This window comes from Paenibacillus sp. p3-SID867, from assembly GCF_025142895.1.
Taxonomy (GTDB): domain Bacteria; phylum Bacillota; class Bacilli; order Paenibacillales; family Paenibacillaceae; genus Paenibacillus_AQ.
In genome coordinates, this window is record NZ_JAMBDM010000010.1 from 258,251 (window position 1) to 272,696 (window position 14,446).

The following is a 14,446-nucleotide window of genomic DNA, read 5'->3' on the forward strand; positions in this document are numbered from 1 at the left end:
ACACCAAACGGTTTTACGTCAAATAGCAATATTCACCTGTACCCAATCAGCACATCCTATTGTCCAGCCTCCCATAAAGCCTTGTAAACCAGGCATCTTGCCGGCTTCTCATGCCTAGAGCTCGCTAGGACTGAGCCGGGTAGGTCTTGTTCAAGAAGGCAATCGATTCGCAAATCAGCTGCTTTAAGACGTCCACATCAATATCCGCCACTTTATTAATATACACGCAGCCTTTCCCGGCCGTATGTTTACCGAAACTCGGCAACAGCTCCTCCCGCTTCTCATCGCCCGGCGCAAAATACAGGCTGATCTTCGCCTTGCGCGGCGAGAAACCTACCAACGGTGCATCGCCTTCGTGCCCGGTAGCGTAGCGGTAATGATAGGAGCCGAAACCGATGATGCTAGGGCCCCACATCTTGGCCGGAAAACCGCTCGTCTCCTCAAAAATCTCCAGCAAACGATAAGCATCCTCCCGTTTTTTTGGCGAATCCACTTGCTCTATAAACTCCACCACGCTGTGATCCGTTTCTTTTGTTTTTTGCTCGTACATTGGGGTTTAACTCCTTTCGAGTACTCCTGTTATTATGACCAGCCTTATCAAAAATAAGAAAAACGTCATCGACGTTCTTGTTAGAAAACAGACCGTATTTAGAGGAAGCTTCCTTGCGATATAAGGAGGTAAACCTCTAATGCTTACTTATCTCTTAAATAAAAAAAAGCCGGAGATGATTAGCCATTGATTTCTAATCACTTCCAGCTTCGTCGAGGAGCCGCTCCGGTCTTTATTGTCCTGCATATTCTCTTTGCCGTAAAGCCTCGTACATCAGCACCGACGCTGCCATAGCCGCGTTCAACGATTCGGCTTTCCCGGGCATGGGAATACGGATCGCATCGTCCACGAGTTCCGCAACCTCAGGTGAGACACCGCGCCCTTCGCTCCCAATCACGATCCAGCTTGTCCCTTTGAAATCATACTCGAAGCAGGAATGTTTCCCTTCCAGCAGGGTTGTAACCAATCGGGCCCCCCGTTCCCTGGCTTCCGGCAAAATGCTTAGCAAATCGCCTTCGAGCACCGGTAGGTGAAACAGGGATCCCATGGTAGAGCGCAGCGTCTTGGGGTTGTACAAATCCGCGCAGCCGCGTCCCAGAACCACGCCAGCAGCCCCTACGGCATCTGCGCTTCGTATGATGGTTCCTACATTCCCCGGGTCCTGAAGACCGTCCAGAACGATGACCAATCCGTTCTCGCGCAGGATCAGGTCCTGCCATTGACGTGCTTCTTTGCAGACCACGGCAAACACCTGCTGCGGTGACGGCGTATCACTGACCTTCGAGATGACGGCATGGGATACGCCAATCCATTCAGCACCTTGTCCTGTATCCGATATATGACGAAGTTCCTGGGGAATGCCCTTCTCCACATCATACGCAACACACTCGATGTCCACTCTGGATGACAGAGCTTCCTGTACGAGATGAATGCCTTCCACCACATACTTGTTCTGCTTGTCTCGATGTTTTTTCTCCTGAAGCTGTGCCCAGCCCTTCACTCTGGCATTCTGCGGCGATAGTATCTCCATGGTTAATCCATCCGTTCTTTACTTATATATAAAACCGAGTCCCACTCAACCCAGCATACCCGCTTGCGGACAGCTTACTTCGGATAAGCAAGCTCCATCTTCGTTAAGTTATTCTTGTGCCCCACAATAATGAGAATATCGCCTTCCTCAATCCGGTCATCCGGACTTGGAGAAATGTTCATATCCGCATCTCTTCGAATCGCCATGACATTGCAGCCGAATCGTGCCCGAATATCCAGCTCTATCAGATTGTGACCGACCAGATCTCCTGTAGCAAGCATCTCCATAATGCTGTAGTCGTCCGACAAATCGATATAATCCAAAATATTCGGTGACACCAGATGATGGGCAACCCGCAGCCCCATATCCCGTTCAGGGAAAATCACCTTGTCCGCACCGATTTTGTTCAGCACTTTTCCGTGCAGCTCATTCTTCGCTTTCACGATAATGGCCGGTACGCCAAGATCCTTCAAGATCAGCGTAGTCAAAATGCTGGATTGAATATCCTCCCCGATCGCCACGACAACCACATCAAAATTCCGTATGCCCAGCGCCCGAAGCGCATCTTCATCGGTCGAATCCGCCGATACGGCATGCGTGACCATACTCGCGATTTCCTGAATGCGCTGTTCGCTCGCGTCTACGGCTAATACATCAAATCCCATGCTGCTCAATTCCTTAGCAACACTCGTGCCAAAACGCCCCATACCGATTACTGCGTACTGCTTCTTAGCCATTTATATATCCCCCCACGAGCCTAGGTCATCCATAATCATAATGATAATAGTATATCATACTGTCCCGAATACTTGAATGTAACTGCCCCGGAACGGGCACATTACACAATGACCCTTTCATAACAAGGAGGAACATGTCCATGTCCATATTGTTAGATCTAAGGCAGGCCGTCATTCATAAAGTCCACAATCAGGACGAAGAAGAGCTGCGCTCCATGATCGAGGGTTCCGTTGACGGGCCTGAAGCTGCCCTGCCGGGACTCGGTGTAATGTTTGAAATGATGTGGAAAGACATGGATGCTACCCAGCAGAACAGCCTTGTCTCTTCCCTCCATGATCATCTGAAAACCGTTACGCCCGGCAACCTTCAAGGATAATCCCATGGTCAACAAAAAGGAACAATCCCCTAAGCTGTGAACGCTGGGGGATTGTTCCTTTTTGCTGCATATTTATAACATCGCTTACGGAGCGGTCTCAAGAAACTGGGCGGTTGGATTCTTGTCGATGGCGGTTCTCATCGCATACTCATTTTCGAACAAGACAACATAGTTATCCTTCTTGTCTTTGACCAGCGTTGAGTTTATCCGGAACTTGGACGGATCAATATTGTCGTCCACGATCCAGCGGGCGAACTGATACGGCATGCGTTGAAGCTGGACATCAACGCCGTATTCTCCCTTCATCCGGTACTCGAAGACTTCGAACTGGAGCTGTCCGACAACCCCGAGAATGGTCTCGTCAAAACTCACGGTGCGGAATACCTGAATGGTGCCCTCTTCCGTCAGCTGATCAATCCCCTTCTGATATTGCTTATGCTTCAACGCATTCTTCACCGTTACTTTCGCAAAAATTTCCGGTGAGAACGTTGGAAGCTCGTCGAATACAACTTCACGACCTTGACTGAGTGAGTCCCCAATCCGGAAAATGCCCGGGTCAAACAGACCGATAATATCGCCAGGGTATGCCTCCTGCACAATATCTCGATCCTGCGCCAAAAATTGCTGCGGCTGCGCCAGCTTAATTTCCTTGCCTACCCGAACATGCTTCACGCTCATACCGCGTTCGAACTTGCCCGATACGATTCGCAGGAAAGCGATACGATCCCGGTGAGCCGGATTCATATTGGCTTGAATCTTAAATACGTATCCGGAGAACTTCTCATCTGTGGGTTCCACCACACCCTCCGTACTGCGGCGCGGCTCCGGCTTCGGCGCAAGCTGAAGAAAGTTCTCCAGGAAGGTCTGGACGCCGAAATTGTTGATCGCACTGCCGAAGAATACAGGCGTTAGCTGACCCTGCATAACTTTTTCCAGATCAAATTGGTCTCCGGCAACATCCAGCAGCTCGAGGTCTTGACATAACTGATCATGCAGGTAATCGCCTGCCATCTCGCGAATGATTGGATCCTCATAGCCTTCGACCTTTTGTACCTTAATCGTGGAATGGTCGTCGCCCTGGAACAATTCAACCTGATTTTTAACCCGGTCGTACACGCCGCACAGGTCACGCCCGGAGCCGATCGGCCAATTCATCGGTACGGAGCGGATGCCGAGAACCTGCTCAAGCTCCTCCATCAGATCAAACGGGCTGCGCCCTTCGCGGTCGAGTTTGTTGATAAAGGTAAAGATCGGAATGCCCCGCTTCGCACAAACCTGAAACAGCTTGATGGTCTGGGCCTCGACCCCTTTGGCTACGTCAATCAACATGACGGCGCTGTCAGCGGCGGTCAGCGTACGATAGGTATCCTCACTGAAGTCTTGGTGACCCGGCGTATCCAATATATTAATCCGATGCCCTAAATAATCAAATTGCATAACAGACGAGGTAACCGAGATTCCACGCTGCTTCTCGATCTCCATCCAGTCACTCGTTGCATGCTTGCTCGCTTTACGAGCTTTAACCGATCCAGCCAGACGAATGGCGCCCCCAAACAAGAGCAGCTTCTCGGTCAGTGTTGTTTTACCGGCGTCAGGGTGGGAAATAATCGCAAACGTGCGGCGCTTATCCACTTCCTGCTGCAGTTCATCTATTTGCTTTGCCATTTCACTTATCCCTTCGTAACTAAAGTCATGTATATCATTGTACCACAATTTATACGCAAATCATCCCCATGCGCCCTGCGCATGAGGATGATTTTTAACACGTAAATTTTAGAAAATGATCTTAGTTTTTCAACCACACCACATTATCCTCAAGCTGACCGTTTACCGGCCACCAGTGGAATCCGTCTTCCTTCAACAGCTCATCCGCTTTGTCAGGTCCCCACGATCCAGCAGGATACGATTCCAGCTCGCCCTGGTTCTCTCTCCATGCGCTGGCGATACGATCCACGAAGGACCATGCCGAAGCCACTTCATCCCAGCGCGTAAAGTAGGTGGAGTCTCCACGAGCAGCGTCATGCAGCAGACGCTCATACGCCTCAGGAGAGTTAATGCCCACGATGCAGCTTTGGCAGAAGTCCATCGCTACAGGAGCGATCTCGGATTCAGATCCCGGCTTCTTCGCATTAATCTTCACATAAATGCCTTCCATCGGATTGACGCGAATAACGAGCAGGTTAGGCTCCAGGGAATGCTTTTGGCCTAGGTATACGTTGGTTGGCATCCGTTTGAACTCGACAACCACCTCGGTTGTCTTAACCGGGAGGCGTTTGCCCGTACGGATATAGAACGGTACGCCAGCCCAGCGGAAGTTATCCACGAAGACTCTGGCGGCAAAATAGGTTTCCGTATTGGATTCCGGATTCACTTTGTCCTCTTCACGGTATGCCGGCAGATCTTTGCCGCCCGCGGAACCGCTCGTATATTGGCCGCGAACCACGTTGTTCTTCACTTCTTCATGAGTGGCATACGGACGCAAGGAGCGAAGGACCTTGACCTTCTCATCGCGGATATCCTCTGCAAGCAGTCGGCTAGGCGGCTCCATCGCAATCATGGTCAGCAGCTGCAGCATATGGTTTTGGCCCATATCCCTTAGAGCGCCGGCATGATCATAGTACCCGCCGCGCTCCTCGACACCAACCGTTTCACCAAGCGTGATTTGGATGTTGGCGATATGCTTGTTGTTCCACAGCGGCTCGAAGAAAGCATTCGCAAAACGTATAACTTCGATGTTCTGTACCATTTCTTTACCGAGATAATGGTCAATCCGGTAAATCTCTTCTTCCTTGAACACTTTACGGATCTCTTCGTTCAGCTTGGCAGCCGACTCGAGATCGTAGCCGAACGGCTTCTCGATCACAAGACGGTTCCAGCCTTCTCCGTCGAGCATACCGCCCTTCATCAGGTTAAACGATACGCTGCCGAACAATTCCGGTGCAAGCGCCAGATAGAACAAGCGGTTGCCCGGTATATTAAATTTTGTTTCCAATTGCTCCGTTTGTTCGCGAAGCTCACGGAAACCGTCAATATTGTTAATATCTAAAGATTTATATTCAAAATGTTGTGCAAATGCATTCCATTCACTATCCTGTTCCGAACTATATCGGCAGAATTCCTGAATTGAACGATACACGTCCTCCCGAAACTCTTCCTGGGTGCGCGGACGCCGCGCCACGCCGATTACCGCAAAATCCTCATCCAGTTTTCCTTCACGATAAAGACTGTAGATCGCCGGAAACAACTTACGTCTTGCCAAATCACCAGTCGCTCCAAAGATGAAAAATACAGCTCCCGGTGTCTTCATTGTATCTAGATTTTGATTTTCAGCCATGGCTCCTCATTCTTTCTATGAATTATAGTGTATTTTTATGCATCGGCACTTAACTCGATGTGATGACATTTTAGCATATTCATTTCAAGTATGCTATCTCATTCCGCATTTTTTCATCCGAGTTTCAGAAATCATTTTCAATATTCTATTGTAATGACGGGAAATCCGATCGTTATTCTACTACTTTTCTTCATCGAATCTTCATGCACCGCGATCTGCATATGAATCGGCGTGTCGCCACTCATCACAAAAGCACCCAGTGAAGGAACCTCATATGAACGGCTTTGTGTTGTGTCATCTGCATAATCCTCAACGGGGCGAAGCGAGAGTTTTTGGGCTACAGCCCCTTCTACCTGAGCCATCGTTCCATCAACGCTAGCCGTCTCCGATGCATATCCTTGAATGGACGCATTCCAGGAGTTCGGTATGCCTGCTTGCTTCATCATCTCTTGAATCTGCTGCTGTAGGGTCATCATATCCCGGGACTGTCCTGCTGCGTCTCCTACAAGCATGGCTCTGACATAACTATGACCCTCCGTCGTGAAAGCCCAGTCCAGATGCACCGATACACCGGAGAGCACGCCTTCTGCTTGGAATACTTCATTTCCCTGAAGCTGGGACGTTGTAATCCCGGAGAGCCCCATTGTACGAGCCAGCTGCTCAGCTGTTGTCTTAGCTTGATCCTTGGGTATGGAATTTATCATTTCACCTTGAATTTTTACCGTGAGTATTGCCGAAGGCTCCATATGTTCTTGCCCAAGCGCCGCCAGAAGCGTTAGATCGCTTTCTGCTGCTTCCCCGGCTCTAGTTATTCCATTGACACTTGATTCTTCCGTTCCGCGCAAAGCTGAAGCTGACGCTTCTCCTGCATACGGAGCGGATTCGTTTCGATTGCTGTCCGCTGTTCCCGCAAAACCCGCCATCATACCTGCTGCCCCGCACAGCAACAGCATCATCACAATGATCTGTAAACGCATCTTCCGCATGATCAGTCACGCCTCCCCGTCCGAATCTATCAATCTAGTAAAAGGATGGCCTTGGCACCACGGATTTATACCTCGCTTTTTAAAAAGATCCTCCATCGGGCTGTATGTAGAGATTTCTTCTTTCCTGTCAATAAATAAAAAAAGCTCCCGATCCGGGAGTCTTTACGTCTCTCTCTCATTGTTTACATGGATATGTTTATAACTCACGCATCGCATCATGGATCTGCTTTCGTACTACGCTCAACAACCTCAGAGCATCTTGGATATGTTTATGTCACGACCATCGCATAAAAAAGGGCCGGCATTCTTTACTCAGCCAGCCCATTTTTATAAGCGTAGATGGCAGCCTGGGTTCGATCCTCTACCCCCAGCTTGCCTAAAATATTCGTTACATGAAACTTCACGGTTTTGATGCCTATAATCAAATCATCAGCAATATCCTGATTCGACTTGCCTTGCGCCACCAGTCGCAGCACTTCCATTTCCCGGTCCGTAAGGTCGTTATGCGCCGGAGCTTCATTTTGCGGATGCCGGAATCGATTCATCATCTTGGAGGCAACCTGCGACTCCAGCACCGACTGCCCGCGTGCGGCAGCACGTATAGCATCAGCTACTTCAGAAGCACGGGATGTCTTCAATAAATAACTGAACGCACCTGCTTCAATAACCGGATACATCTTCTCATCGTCCAGATAGCTGGTCAGTACAATGACCTTAAGATTTGGAAACTGATTCATCAATTGGCGCGTCGTCTCGATTCCATCCATTCCGTCCATCACCAAATCCATCAGCACCACATCAGGATGATATTCCTGCGCTAAGCGTATCCCTTCCTCGCCGCTGCCCGCTTCACCAACGACCTCAATGCCGTCCTCAGTACCAAGCACAGCCGCTAAACCGATCCGGACCATCTCATGATCATCCACCAGCAGCACCTTAATCGGCGTTTCCATCTACATCCCCCCGTTTGCGTTCTTCGTTTATGAGTGGCACAACGATCTCAATTCGAGTCCCTTTACCCGGTGCTGTTATGAATTGTACCGAGCCCCCGATCTCCGTCACCCGTTCCTGCATCGTCGATAGACCGTAGGAAGTCTGTTTCTTGTCATCCAATTCAAATCCGATCCCATCGTCCCGCAGCATCACCCGAACGGTGTTCTGCCTGCGGTGAATACGGATATCCATTTTCTCCGCTTTCGCGTGTCTGAGGGTGTTCGACATGGCCTCCTGGATAATCCGGAACAGATGATTTTCGATCCCTTTAAGCAAATGTATGTCATCGTCCATTTCAAACGTAATTTCCATAGGTACTTTGATTCGCAGTTCCTTAATCAGTTCACGCAGCCCCTGCTCAAGTGCCTTTCCTTCGAGATAAACCGGCCGCAGATGAAGAAGAAGCGCCCTCATCTCGGACTGGGCCACAGCCGACATTTCCTCGATCAGAGCCACCTGGCGCTGCGCTTTGTCAAAATCCTTATCCAGCGTTCTGCCCACAGCGGTTGCCGTCATCGAGATGGCAAACAGCTGCTGAGAAACCGCATCATGGAGCTCGCGCGCCAGACGCTGCCTCTCTTCCACAATCGCCGTAACCCTGGCCTGCTCGGCAAGCTGGGCATTGTTCGTAGATAACCGCTGCAAGGAAGACACCTGATCCTCCCAGCGTTTGCTGATCTTCACCAGCTGTTCTCCAAGCCGGCCCACTTCGTCTTCGCCGATGTCCGGCATGACGTCCGTAAGGCTGCCTTTTTCCCAGTTCACCAGCGTTTCCCTCACAAGATCGACCCGTCGTTTTACCCGGTATCCCTGGAAGAAGCCATAGATCGCTCCCAGCCCAATCGGCAGCAATACGATCGTAATGCCGGCTTCGATCCGGTTCTTCCACGTCTCAAACGGTTGAAGATAACCATATGTATATAGTAAATATAGGACAACGAGCATGACAACCAATCCCAGAAGGGTCCCCTCACGCATACTTCGGGTAATCATATTTGCTTTCTTTTCCGTTTCCACGGGGCAACCCTCCTGAATGGTTTACACAAAACTTACGTTTATTATGTCATTCTTATATTCAAATCTCCGCCTAAATAAGAAACAATAAATTTCACTTTATATTCACTGGTCTCATAATTGGGTGATTTATACCGCACGCGGTTTAATATGCCGGTTTCCTTCCGGTCGTCCATATGAATGGAGCCAAACAGGATGGATGCTTCGATCTCCACCCCATAATAGTCCGGGATCATCAGATCAATATCCCCCAGCATTCCATGGAACATCAGGACCGTTTGGCGTTCCTCCGGAAGGGCCAGGGACAGATCCACATCCGCCTCTCCCAGCACATGCCACACACTCAGACTGCGCATCACCCACGGAGCCCGGTCCCAATCAAAGTTGGACATAAAGTTCTGCTTCTGAATGTACTTCGTCGTGGTATGAGCTCGTTTGGACTTGCCATAAAAAAAACCTAGCGATATCAAGCTGATGCCGATAATCAACATGAGATGCTCCAGCAGCAGCAGTACGGCACCTACTCCGAGCAGAATGTATCCCTTCTTCACATGTCCATGTTTGATCTGAAGGACACCAGCAAACATGAGTAACAGGGCGACAATGGTGAAGAAACCAAACCACCGGCCGAAAAGCATAATAAAACCCAAGCTGATTAAACCAACTGCTATCCAGCGGTTTCTGTCCATGTCGCACCTCCTTGATGACCAAGATATAAGCTCGGAAAAGCCATATCAGTGAGACGTTCCCCACTGTATGGCTTTGCCTGTACTATACGACAATCTCATTCGTATAGCATATCATATGAACATGGTGTTCGAATACGGTTTAATCTTATTTTGCTGACTTGCTAAGGAATTACTCGGACTTCGAAGAATTCCCCATTTTGTTTTTCAAAGCTTGCAGCTGCTCATCCACCTTCAATTGCTTCTCAGCGTCCACGGGGCTTGTGTATACTGCATTGTTAGGACGGTATGGGGCGCGAAGCACATCAGCTTCTGCTTCCATTTGCATGATTTTTTCCTCCATGCGGTGGAAGCCCATCGAAGCACTACCGCTTTCGATTGTGTGCAGGCTGCTCACTTGAGACATTTGCTTCTTCGCTTTAGCCATTTGAGCGCGGGCTACAAGCTCATTGCGCTTGTTGCGCATTTTGTAGAACTCGTCTTTCATTTCATGCAGCTGAGCTACAAGTTCTTTTGCTTGAGTCTCGGATTGCAGGTGCAATTCCACGTACTCGGTTTCTTTTTGATCGAAATAGATTTTTTCTTCAAGCAGCTTGCGAGCCACTTCTTCTTGACCATTCTTCAGAGCCAATTCAGCTTGAGCTTCACGTTGTGCCGCCATCTTCACAGCCTCATCGACGCGCTGCTTCATACGACGCTCATTAGCCATTTGCTTCGCAACCGTTACCTCTGCTTCATGAATTTCTGCCTCCATGTCGCGCAGGTACTGGTTCAACATTACGATCGGATCCTCTACTTTATCCAGCAGTTCATTCACCGATGCTTTCGTCATATCCTTAATTCTTTTAAATACTCCCATGTTATTTATCTCCCTTCTCATAGTTCGAAAGTTTTTTCTTCAATTCTTCGATTTCTTTTTGCATTGCTTTTCTTTCAATATCCTTCATCATCGCATCCAGATCGGAATCCGTTGACGCGTTGTTTCTTGCACCATTGGGACGGTCATATTTGGGACCAAAGCTACTATGCTCATTAGGATAGCCTTGACGTCCATAAGAATCATTATAGCTGTTGTAGCCTGGTCCAGGGCCCGGATGATCGTTGTAACGGTATCCGCCGCCATGTCTGCCCTGTGGACCATACGGATCGTGATAATACGGCTCCTTAGGTACTACAAGGGATGCAATCAGATAGATCAACAGCGTTGTACCGCCTGTAAAAAAGATACTGACTACAAATATGATTCTAAGTAGGGTAGATTCGACTCCGAAATGATCGGATATACCGCCGATCAACCCTGTGAACATTTTGTCTCGGGTGGAACGGTACAATCTAGTCATGGTTACTCCTTTCCGCTGTTATTCAGCTTTTGCTTCAGGCGGGCAAGTTCTTTTTCTAATACAGTGGAGACCGATTCACCAGCCTGTTCCATGTATTCCTGCCCCATGCGGCGTAAATCGCGAAGACTTCTGGCTTCCAGTTCCCAATCGCTGATACGGTCTTCGAGGCGATTGAACATCTTCGGTACGTCATGACCGCCGCCGTAGGATCCCGTACGTTCATTCATTTTCTGCTGAAGACGAAGGGTTTCCACTCGGGCAACATAATATTGACGCTTGCTGTATACCGTCTGGTATTCCATCCGCAGTTCGCCGAGCTGCTCCTCGATTTCTTTTAGCGACTCCAGGCTTGAGGACAACAGGCCTTGATACTGCTCGATCTTTTCCTCATAGATCAATTTCTCCTGCAATGCCAGCTTGGCAAGATGTTCTTCGCCGGCCTTCAGTGCAAGCAGTGCCTGCTCTTCGCGTTTATATCGCATGGATTCGGCTTGATCCACCTGCTGCTTCAGCTGTCTAGAATGTACTTGGCATTGCTGCTGCAGCTTCTCAGCCTCAGCAATGTCCTGTCTGGTTGAATGTAGGAACTGGTCGATCAATCGAACCGGATCCTGGCTCTGCTCGAGCTTTTCATTCAATGTTGCTACGGTTATGTCTCTTATCCGCCGGAAAACACTCATATTGGCTTAGCCCTCCTCATCTATCATGATCTGTTGTTCATGCATGTTATTTAATGTAGTGGTTTTTATCAATAACGGGGTCTACCATTCTTCAATCGGGACAACCCGTAGATGATCAAGATAATTCCAAAGATCGGACCGATCAGCCAAGACAGTTTACCCATCAACCAGATCACACCGATACCGAGAATAACCCATCCCATCAAGGTGTTACCTCTCCGGATCCCGTAGTATCCCAAAGCGACCATCAGGATTGGAATTAGAAGACTGAACAACCATCCAAGCAGAGGACCGAATACTCCAAGGAGAACCAAGATCCCTACACCAATCAACAGGATACTCATTCCATTTCCTTTTGAATTTCTCATTTATACACCGCCTTTCTGTTGTTTGATCGTTGTTTCTTTTGTTCAACCTTATGACTCTATTCTAGGTAATTTCGAGTTTGGCTAAAACGGCCTGGGGACGGTTTTTGGACCTAGACCTAAGGCGGGGCCTTCTACAGACCTACGTCCAACCCTGCACTGGATCGATGATTCGATGGGTTAGCCTGTGTAGATGAGTTCATCTGGATAATCTTTGTTTTACCTATAAAGAATGTGGTTTCTAATGATAGTTTAGTTTAAGGAGTGTAGCTCGAGGAAGCTCCGAAGGTGATAGAAAAGCCCTCGCGATTACTGGAGAGGTAACAAGAAGAATGGAGTCTAAAATTAAAATCACGAAGAAGCAATCGATGTAGATGCAACGAAAAAAGGAATGCAGACGTTTAACGTCTACATTCCTTTTGGATGATGCCGGTGAAGGGACTCGAACCCCCACGGTTTCCCTCACGATTTTGAGTCGCGCGCGTCTGCCAATTCCGCCACACCGGCTTACATTATGGCGTGCCCTAAGAGATTCGAACTCCTGACCTTTTGATTCGTAGTCAAACGCTCTATCCAGCTGAGCTAAGGGCACATAAGTTTGTAATGGAGGCGCCACCCAGATTCGAACTGGGGATAAAGCTTTTGCAGAGCTGTGCCTTACCACTTGGCTATGGCGCCAGAAATAAAAATGGAGCGGACGACGGGAATCGAACCCGCGACCCTCGCCTTGGCAAGGCGATGCTCTACCGCTGAGCCACGTCCGCAAACATAAAAATCAATGGCTGGGGATATAGGATTCGAACCTATGCATGACGGAGTCAAAGTCCGTTGCCTTACCGCTTGGCTAATCCCCAATATGATTTTGTAATATGGGGCGATCGAGGGGAATTGAACCCCCGAGTGCCGGAGCCACAATCCGGTGCGTTAACCACTTCGCCACGACCGCCATATTGAAACACTGTGATACGATTGGCAGGGGCAGCAGGAATTGAACCCACACTAACGGTTTTGGAGACCGCTGTTCTACCTTTAAACTATGCCCCTAAAAACTGGTGGAGGATGATGGATTCGAACCACCGAACTCGAAGAGAGCAGATTTACAGTCTGCCGTGTTTAGCCACTTCACTAATCCTCCAGAATGGTGCCGGCGAGAGGACTTGAACCCCCAACCTACTGATTACAAGTCAGTTGCTCTACCAATTGAGCTACACCGGCATATAAAGTTATAAAACGTACATGGTGGCTCGGGACGGAATCGAACCGCCGACACGAGGATTTTCAGTCCTCTGCTCTACCGACTGAGCTACCGAGCCTTAAAGCTCTTCGCGAACTTTGACGGAACCCATATCGGATACTCATCTCATCCCAAAGTTGTAAAGAATGGCGGAACTGACGGGATTCGAACCCGCGATCTCCTGCGTGACAGGCAGGCATGTTAGGCCTCTACACCACAGTTCCACGAGGCATTATCGCTATTGCGATATAAATTGGTTGCGGGGGCAGGATTTGAACCTACGACCTTCGGGTTATGAGCCCGACGAGCTACCGAACTGCTCCACCCCGCGTCATTATAAAGGTGTATAAATGGTGGAGGCTGAGGGGATCGAACCCCCGACCCTCTGCTTGTAAGGCAGATGCTCTCCCAGCTGAGCTAAGCCTCCGTAACAAAGCGACTTTTATCATATCAAAATCTGATATAAGAAGCAAGTGTTTTTTTAAAGAAAGTGGTGACCCGTAGGGGATACTCTCACTTCGTTCGAGACTGCGAGGTCAATGCTTACGAAGTTATCCTCCGACGAACCGACGGGATTCTCATCCCCTGATGCAATTAAGAAAGTGGTGACCCGTAGGGGATTCGAACCCCTGTTACCTCCGTGAAAGGGAGGTGTCTTAACCCCTTGACCAACGGGCCTTGCTTAAAATAATAGTGGCGGAGAGAGAGGGATTCGAACCCTCGAGACGCTTTTGGCGCCTACACGATTTCCAATCGTGCTCCTTCGGCCAACTCGGACACCTCTCCATAAATGGCTCCCCGAACAGGACTCGAACCTGTGACAACTCGATTAACAGTCGAGTGCTCTACCAACTGAGCTATCAGGGAACAATATTCAATTCAAGTGATTGATCACCTGAAAACTAGATACGAAACGATCTTTGCAGCACATTAGAATTCGTAGCATTCACCCGATGTGGTATCGGGGTCCCCGGAAAGTATTCGGCGTTGCTTCAAAGCTTCGCTTCACTTTTTGGGGTAATTTGGATAAGCCCTCGACCGATTAGTATTGGTCAGCTCCATGCATTGCTGCACTTCCACCTCCAACCTATCTACCTCGTCGTCTTCAAGGGGTCTTACG

The 14,446-nt window shown here is 49.1% G+C and carries 14 protein-coding genes, 16 tRNA genes and 1 rRNA gene; 1 reads left to right on the forward strand and 30 read right to left on the reverse strand.

Annotated elements, in window-relative coordinates; genetic code table 11:
- Window positions 1-124 precede the first annotated feature (124 nt).
- The 3 genes from M4D81_RS21635 to M4D81_RS21645 form a co-directional block, all read right to left on the reverse strand.
- Complete coding sequence (locus tag M4D81_RS21635; protein ID WP_071222360.1) at window positions 125-550, reverse strand: DUF1801 domain-containing protein; 426 nt, start codon at window positions 548-550, stop codon at window positions 125-127.
- Window positions 551-782: 232 nt separating this feature from the next.
- Window positions 783-1,580 carry a TrmH family RNA methyltransferase gene (locus M4D81_RS21640; RefSeq protein WP_260068018.1) on the reverse strand — a complete coding sequence of 266 codons (798 nt, stop codon included), beginning with the start codon at window positions 1,578-1,580 and terminating at the stop codon, window positions 783-785.
- A gap of 74 nt (window positions 1,581-1,654) precedes the next feature.
- A complete protein-coding gene (locus M4D81_RS21645) occupies window positions 1,655-2,317 on the reverse strand; it encodes a potassium channel family protein (RefSeq protein WP_071222358.1) in 663 nt (220 codons plus the stop codon).
- A 140-nt stretch (window positions 2,318-2,457) separates the two neighbouring features.
- Here M4D81_RS21645 and sspI point away from each other — a divergent pair, with 140 nt between their 5' ends.
- Window positions 2,458-2,694: a small acid-soluble spore protein SspI gene (gene sspI, locus M4D81_RS21650; RefSeq protein ID WP_071222357.1), complete on the forward strand. Its 237-nt coding sequence runs from the start codon at window positions 2,458-2,460 to the stop codon at window positions 2,692-2,694.
- A gap of 84 nt (window positions 2,695-2,778) precedes the next feature.
- On the opposite strand, the gene M4D81_RS21655 is transcribed toward sspI, so the two are convergent.
- From M4D81_RS21655 to M4D81_RS21785, 27 genes are all read right to left on the reverse strand, one after another.
- Window positions 2,779-4,359 carry a peptide chain release factor 3 gene (locus M4D81_RS21655; protein WP_071222356.1) on the reverse strand — a complete coding sequence of 527 codons (1,581 nt, stop codon included), beginning with the start codon at window positions 4,357-4,359 and terminating at the stop codon, window positions 2,779-2,781.
- A 121-nt stretch (window positions 4,360-4,480) separates the two neighbouring features.
- The gene (gene zwf / locus M4D81_RS21660) at window positions 4,481-6,028 is read right to left on the reverse strand and encodes a glucose-6-phosphate dehydrogenase (protein WP_260068019.1); all 1,548 of its coding nucleotides are present in this window, start codon (window positions 6,026-6,028) and stop codon (window positions 4,481-4,483) included.
- A 137-nt stretch (window positions 6,029-6,165) separates the two neighbouring features.
- On the reverse strand, window positions 6,166-7,014 hold the full coding sequence (locus tag M4D81_RS21665) for a YwmB family TATA-box binding protein (protein WP_260068020.1): 849 nt from the start codon (window positions 7,012-7,014) through the stop codon (window positions 6,166-6,168).
- Window positions 7,015-7,322: 308 nt separating this feature from the next.
- Window positions 7,323-7,967, reverse strand: coding sequence for a response regulator (locus M4D81_RS21670; RefSeq protein ID WP_006212655.1), 645 nt, complete (start codon window positions 7,965-7,967; stop codon window positions 7,323-7,325).
- Entirely contained in the window at window positions 7,951-9,024 is a 1,074-nt protein-coding gene (locus M4D81_RS21675) for a sensor histidine kinase (protein ID WP_260068021.1), read from the reverse strand. Before M4D81_RS21675 ends, M4D81_RS21670 begins: the two co-directional genes overlap by 17 nt.
- Before the next feature lie 41 nt (window positions 9,025-9,065).
- A complete protein-coding gene (gene liaF / locus M4D81_RS21680; RefSeq protein WP_260068022.1) occupies window positions 9,066-9,710 on the reverse strand; it encodes a cell wall-active antibiotics response protein LiaF in 645 nt (214 codons plus the stop codon).
- 169 nt (window positions 9,711-9,879) lie between these two features.
- Window positions 9,880-10,566, reverse strand: a complete 687-nt coding sequence (locus M4D81_RS21685; RefSeq protein WP_071222351.1) for a PspA/IM30 family protein — start codon at window positions 10,564-10,566, stop codon at window positions 9,880-9,882.
- A gap of 1 nt (window position 10,567) precedes the next feature.
- The gene (locus tag M4D81_RS21690) at window positions 10,568-11,047 is read right to left on the reverse strand and encodes a PspC domain-containing protein (protein WP_260068023.1); all 480 of its coding nucleotides are present in this window, start codon (window positions 11,045-11,047) and stop codon (window positions 10,568-10,570) included.
- A gap of 2 nt (window positions 11,048-11,049) precedes the next feature.
- On the reverse strand, window positions 11,050-11,727 hold the full coding sequence (locus tag M4D81_RS21695; RefSeq protein WP_071222349.1) for a PspA/IM30 family protein: 678 nt from the start codon (window positions 11,725-11,727) through the stop codon (window positions 11,050-11,052).
- Window positions 11,728-11,795: 68 nt separating this feature from the next.
- A complete protein-coding gene (locus M4D81_RS21700) occupies window positions 11,796-12,095 on the reverse strand; it encodes a LiaF transmembrane domain-containing protein (protein ID WP_071222348.1) in 300 nt (99 codons plus the stop codon).
- A 424-nt stretch (window positions 12,096-12,519) separates the two neighbouring features.
- Window positions 12,520-12,599 (reverse strand) — tRNA-Leu (locus M4D81_RS21705).
- A gap of 8 nt (window positions 12,600-12,607) precedes the next feature.
- A tRNA-Arg gene (locus M4D81_RS21710) sits at window positions 12,608-12,684 on the reverse strand.
- A 12-nt stretch (window positions 12,685-12,696) separates the two neighbouring features.
- Window positions 12,697-12,770, reverse strand: a tRNA-Cys gene (locus M4D81_RS21715).
- 11 nt (window positions 12,771-12,781) lie between these two features.
- Window positions 12,782-12,856: transfer RNA gene (locus M4D81_RS21720), tRNA-Gly, on the reverse strand.
- A gap of 15 nt (window positions 12,857-12,871) precedes the next feature.
- A tRNA-Gln gene (locus M4D81_RS21725) sits at window positions 12,872-12,946 on the reverse strand.
- A 16-nt stretch (window positions 12,947-12,962) separates the two neighbouring features.
- Window positions 12,963-13,038 (reverse strand) — tRNA-His (locus tag M4D81_RS21730).
- A 24-nt stretch (window positions 13,039-13,062) separates the two neighbouring features.
- Window positions 13,063-13,136 (reverse strand) — tRNA-Trp (locus M4D81_RS21735).
- Window positions 13,137-13,142: 6 nt separating this feature from the next.
- A tRNA-Tyr gene (locus M4D81_RS21740) sits at window positions 13,143-13,227 on the reverse strand.
- 4 nt (window positions 13,228-13,231) lie between these two features.
- Window positions 13,232-13,307, reverse strand: a tRNA-Thr gene (locus tag M4D81_RS21745).
- Between the two features lie 22 nt (window positions 13,308-13,329).
- Window positions 13,330-13,405 (reverse strand) — tRNA-Phe (locus M4D81_RS21750).
- Between the two features lie 68 nt (window positions 13,406-13,473).
- Window positions 13,474-13,550, reverse strand: a tRNA-Asp gene (locus M4D81_RS21755).
- Window positions 13,551-13,580: 30 nt separating this feature from the next.
- Window positions 13,581-13,657: transfer RNA gene (locus M4D81_RS21760), tRNA-Met, on the reverse strand.
- Between the two features lie 20 nt (window positions 13,658-13,677).
- Window positions 13,678-13,753: transfer RNA gene (locus M4D81_RS21765), tRNA-Val, on the reverse strand.
- 176 nt (window positions 13,754-13,929) lie between these two features.
- Window positions 13,930-14,004, reverse strand: a tRNA-Glu gene (locus tag M4D81_RS21770).
- Between the two features lie 16 nt (window positions 14,005-14,020).
- Window positions 14,021-14,112 (reverse strand) — tRNA-Ser (locus tag M4D81_RS21775).
- Window positions 14,113-14,117: 5 nt separating this feature from the next.
- Window positions 14,118-14,193: transfer RNA gene (locus M4D81_RS21780), tRNA-Asn, on the reverse strand.
- A gap of 155 nt (window positions 14,194-14,348) precedes the next feature.
- Window positions 14,349-14,446, reverse strand: a 23S ribosomal RNA gene (locus M4D81_RS21785); the annotation flags it as partial.